The organism is Yimella sp. NH-Cas1, assembly GCF_022359705.1.
GTDB classification, from domain to species: domain Bacteria; phylum Actinomycetota; class Actinomycetes; order Actinomycetales; family Dermatophilaceae; genus Yimella; species Yimella lutea.
The window spans coordinates 1-4,435 of sequence record NZ_JAKSGG010000002.1 but is presented as its reverse complement, the minus strand read 5'-3'; the positions used below and the strand labels follow the sequence as shown (position 1 = coordinate 4,435).

5 protein-coding genes and 3 pseudogenes are annotated in these 4,435 nt (G+C 46.6%); 4 read left to right on the top strand and 4 right to left on the bottom strand.

The window, feature by feature from the left end; genetic code table 11:
* Positions 1-531 precede the first annotated feature (531 nt).
* Positions 532-682, top strand: a pseudogene (locus MF407_RS00310) (homogentisate 1,2-dioxygenase); the annotation flags it as partial.
* Between the two features lie 417 nt (positions 683-1,099).
* On the top strand, positions 1,100-1,294 hold the full coding sequence (locus MF407_RS00305; protein WP_001421937.1) for a YlcI/YnfO family protein: 195 nt from the start codon (positions 1,100-1,102) through the stop codon (positions 1,292-1,294).
* A gap of 164 nt (positions 1,295-1,458) precedes the next feature.
* On the opposite strand, the gene ybcW is transcribed toward MF407_RS00305, so the two are convergent.
* Positions 1,459-1,665 carry a protein YbcW gene (ybcW, locus tag MF407_RS00300; protein WP_001031427.1) on the bottom strand — a complete coding sequence of 69 codons (207 nt, stop codon included), beginning with the start codon at positions 1,663-1,665 and terminating at the stop codon, positions 1,459-1,461.
* A 243-nt stretch (positions 1,666-1,908) separates the two neighbouring features.
* On the opposite strand from ybcW, the gene MF407_RS00295 reads away from it, so the two are divergent.
* On the top strand, positions 1,909-2,361 hold the full coding sequence (locus MF407_RS00295) for a DUF1398 domain-containing protein (protein WP_223248938.1): 453 nt from the start codon (positions 1,909-1,911) through the stop codon (positions 2,359-2,361).
* 289 nt (positions 2,362-2,650) lie between these two features.
* Positions 2,651-2,944: a serum resistance lipoprotein Bor gene (gene bor / locus MF407_RS00290; RefSeq protein WP_000738492.1), complete on the top strand. Its 294-nt coding sequence runs from the start codon at positions 2,651-2,653 to the stop codon at positions 2,942-2,944.
* Positions 2,945-2,975: 31 nt separating this feature from the next.
* Here bor and rzpD read toward each other — a convergent pair.
* From rzpD to MF407_RS00275, 3 genes and pseudogenes are all read right to left on the bottom strand, one after another.
* Positions 2,976-3,436: pseudogene (rzpD, locus tag MF407_RS00285) on the bottom strand (prophage endopeptidase RzpD).
* A complete protein-coding gene (locus MF407_RS00280; RefSeq protein WP_000229403.1) occupies positions 3,433-3,909 on the bottom strand; it encodes a glycoside hydrolase family protein in 477 nt (158 codons plus the stop codon). Before MF407_RS00280 ends, rzpD begins: the two are co-directional and overlap by 4 nt.
* Positions 3,893-4,210 (bottom strand): annotated as a pseudogene (locus tag MF407_RS00275) (phage holin, lambda family). The gene MF407_RS00280 and the pseudogene MF407_RS00275 overlap by 17 nt, the downstream one beginning before the upstream one ends.
* Positions 4,211-4,435 lie beyond the last annotated feature (225 nt).

Below are 4,435 nucleotides of genomic sequence, written 5' to 3'. Positions count from 1 at the left end.
GGTGGTCAGCTGAAGCGTGACGCCCAGTCCGCATGATCTTCTCCCAGCTCAAAGTCGGGGCCGTAGGCCATCGCCGGCGAGGGCGTGCGTCGAGTCTCCGCGACGGCGTCCGCCGACCCAAGGACCTCACCGAGTTTGCGCCTGGACGTCCGATGACCACGACGGTGATCGGTGGCACCTCTGCAGATGCGGTCGATCAGCGCCGGGTGGTGGGGCAACGAGGCCGACGTACCGCGCGTCGACCGTCGCGGCGCGCTCTAACCGGCGCTGCAGAGCGACGTCGACGGGGTAGCTACCGTGCGTAAAGACGGCGGCGTCGTCGAAGAGGCCGGCGAACAACGCGAGGGGCGACGCGGACTGCGACCGGCGGGACGGCGTTGACATGAGCCACACCGTACTGAATGCTCGTAGCGAAAGTAGAACAGTCGCGTCCGATTATCGGTCGTGCGGTTGGACCTCTGCTCCGGTGTTGTGGGCTCGCGAGAAGCGAAGGGGAGAAGCAACGTGGCTTTCCATCGGTCCCAGGGCTCGGTGCTCCTTGAAGCGGCACACCCAGCACCGCAACGCCGATGGCGACCTCTACTACGAGGAGTTGATGGGTGAGGAGGGGTTCTCCTCCGATTCCTCGTTGCTGTATCACCGCTACATCCCGTCGGCGACTGTAAGAGATGCCCGCGACTGGCCAGCAATACGTAACTGAACGAAGTACAACAAAAAAAAAAAAAAAAAAAAAAAAAAAAAAAAAAAAAAAACACACACACACACACACACACACACACACACACACACACACACACACACACACACACACACACACACACACACACACACACACACACACACACACACACACGTGCTACGTATTGCTGCTTACGGTTCACTACTCACGACGATGTTTTTTTGGTACCTTTTTTTCACCGGAAAGGACCCGTAAAGTGATAATGATTATCATCTACATATCACAACGTGCGTGGAGGCCATCAAACCACGTCAAATAATCAATTATGACGCAGGTATCGTATTAATTGATCTGCATCAACTTAACGTAAAAACAACTTCAGACAATACAAATCAGCGACACTGAATACGGGGCAACCTCATGTCAACGAAGAACAGAACCCGCAGAACAACAACCCGCAACATCCGCTTTCCTAACCAAATGATTGAACAAATTAACATCGCTCTTGAGCAAAAAGGGTCCGGGAATTTCTCAGCCTGGGTCATTGAAGCCTGCCGTCGGAGACTAACGTCAGAAAAGAGAGCATATACATCAATTAAAAGTGATGAAGAATGAACATCCCGCGTTCTTCCCTCCGAACAGGACGATATTGTAAATTCACTTAATTACGAGGGCATTGCAGTAATTGAGTTGCAGTTTTACCACTTTCCTGACAGTGACAGACTGCGTGTTGGCTCTGTCACAGACTAAATAGTTTGAATGATTAGCAGTTATGGTGATCAGTCAACCACCAGGGAATAATCCTTCATATTATTATCGTGCTTCACCAACGCTGCCTCAATTGCTCTGAATGCTTCCAGAGACACCTTATGTTCTATACATGCAATTACAACATCAGGGTAACTCATAGAAATGGTGCTATTAAGCATATTTTTTACACGAATCAGATCCACGGAGGGATCATCAGCAGATTGTTCTTTATTCATTTTGTCGCTCCATGCGCTTGCTCTTCATCTAGCGGTTAAAATATTACTTCAAATCTTTCTGTATGAAGATTTGAGCACGTTGGCCTTACATACATCTGTCGGTTGTATTTCCCTCCAGAATGCCAGCAGGACCGCACTTTGTTACGCAACCAATACTATTAAGTGAAAACATTCCTAATATTTGACATAAATCATCAACAAAACACAAGGAGGTCAGACCAGATTGAAACGATAAAAACGATAATGCAAACTACGCGCCCTCGTATCACATGGAAGGTTTTACCAATGGCTCAGGTTGCCATTTTTAAAGAAATATTCGATCAAGTGCGAAAAGATTTAGACTGTGAATTGTTTTATTCTGAACTAAAACGTCACAACGTCTCACATTATATTTACTATCTAGCCACAGATAATATTCACATCGTGTTAGAAAACGATAACACCGTGTTAATAAAAGGACTTAAAAAGGTTGTAAATGTTAAATTCTCAAGAAACACGCATCTTATAGAAACGTCCTATGATAGGTTGAAATCAAGAGAAATCACATTTCAGCAATACAGGGAAAATCTTGCTAAAGCAGGAGTTTTCCGATGGGTTACAAATATCCATGAACATAAAAGATATTACTATACCTTTGATAATTCATTACTATTTACTGAGAGCATTCAGAACACTACACAAATCTTTCCACGCTAAATCATAACGTCCGGTTTCTTCCGTGTCAGCACCGGGGCGTTGGCATAATGCAATACGTGTACGCGCTAAACCCTGTGTGCATCGTTTTAATTATTCCCGGACACTCCCGCAGAGAAGTTCCCCGTCAGGGCTGTGGACATAGTTAATCCGGGAATACAATGACGATTCATCGCACCTGACATACATTAATAAATATTAACAATATGAAATTTCAACTCATTGTTTAGGGTTTGTTTAATTTTCTACACATACGATTCTGCGAACTTCAAAAAGCATCGGGAATAACACCATGAAAAAAATGCTACTCGCTACTGCGCTGGCCCTGCTTATTACAGGATGTGCTCAACAGACGTTTACTGTTCAAAACAAACCGGCAGCAGTAGCACCAAAGGAAACCATCACCCATCATTTCTTCGTTTCTGGAATTGGGCAGAAGAAAACTGTCGATGCAGCCAAAATTTGTGGCGGCGCAGAAAATGTTGTTAAAACAGAAACCCAGCAAACATTCGTAAATGGATTGCTCGGTTTTATTACTTTAGGCATTTATACTCCGCTGGAAGCGCGTGTGTATTGCTCACAATAATTGCATGAGTTGCCCATCGATATGGGCAACTCTATCTGCACTGCTCATTAATATACTTCTGGGTTCCTTCCAGTTGTTTTTGCATAGTGATCAGCCTCTCTCTGAGGGTGAAATAATCCCGTTCAGCGGTGTCTGCCAGTCGGGGGAGGCTGCATTATCCACGCCGGAGGCGGTGGTGGCTTCACGCACTGACTGACAGACTGCTTTGATGTGCAACCGACGACGACCAGCGGCAACATCATCACGCAGAGCATCATTTTCAGCTTTAGCATCAGCTAACTCCTTCGTGTATTTTGCATCGAGCGCAGCAACATCACGCTGACGCATCTGCATGTCAGTAATTGCCGCGTTCGCCAGCTTCAGTTCTCTGGCATTTTTGTCGCGCTGGGCTTTGTAGGTAATGGCGTTATCACGGTAATGATTAACAGCCCATGACAGGCAGACGATGATGCAGATAACCAGAGCGGAGATAATCGCGGTGACTCTGCTCATACATCAATCTCTCTGACCGTTCCGCCCGCTTCTTTGAATTTTGCAATCAGGCTGTCAGCCTTATGCTCGAACTGACCATAACCAGCGCCCGGCAGTGAAGCCCAGATATTGCTGCAACGGTCGATTGCCTGACGGATATCACCACGATCAATCATAGGTAAAGCGCCACGCTCCTTAATCTGCTGCAATGCCACAGCGTCCTGACTTTTCGGAGAGAAGTCTTTCAGGCCAAGCTGCTTGCGGTAGGCATCCCACCAACGGGAAAGAAGCTGGTAGCGTCCGGCGCCTGTTGATTTGAGTTTTGGGTTTAGCGTGACAAGTTTGCGAGGGTGATCGGAGTAATCAGTAAATAGCTCTCCGCCTACAATGACGTCATAACCATGATTTCTGGTTTTCTGACGTCCGTTATCAGTTCCCTCCGACCACGCCAGCATATCGAGGAACGCCTTACGTTGATTATTGATTTCTACCATCTTCTACTCCGGCTTTTTTAGCAGCGAAGCGTTTGATAAGCGAACCAATCGAGTCAGTACCGATGTAGCCGATAAACACGCTCGTTATATAAGCGAGATTGCTACTTAGTCCGGCGAAGTCGAGAAGGTCACGAATGAACTAGGCGATAATGGCGCACATCGTTGCGTCGATTACTGTTTTTGTAAACGCACCGCCATTATATCTGCCGCGAAGGTACGCCATTGCAAACGCAAGGATTGCCCCGATGCCTTGTTCCTTTGCCGCGAGAATGGCGGCCAACAGGTCATGTTTTTCTGGCATCTTCATGTCTTACCCCCAATAAGGGGATTTGCTCTATTTAATTAGGAATAAGGTCGATTACTGATAGAACAAATCCAGGCTACTGTGTTTAGTAATCAGATTTGTTCGTGACCGATATGCACGGGCAAAACGGCAGGAGGTTGTTAGCGCAAAAAAAAATTCCAAAAAAAAATTCCAAAAAAAAAAGCGACTAACAAACACAATCTGATGGCAGCAATACGTAAC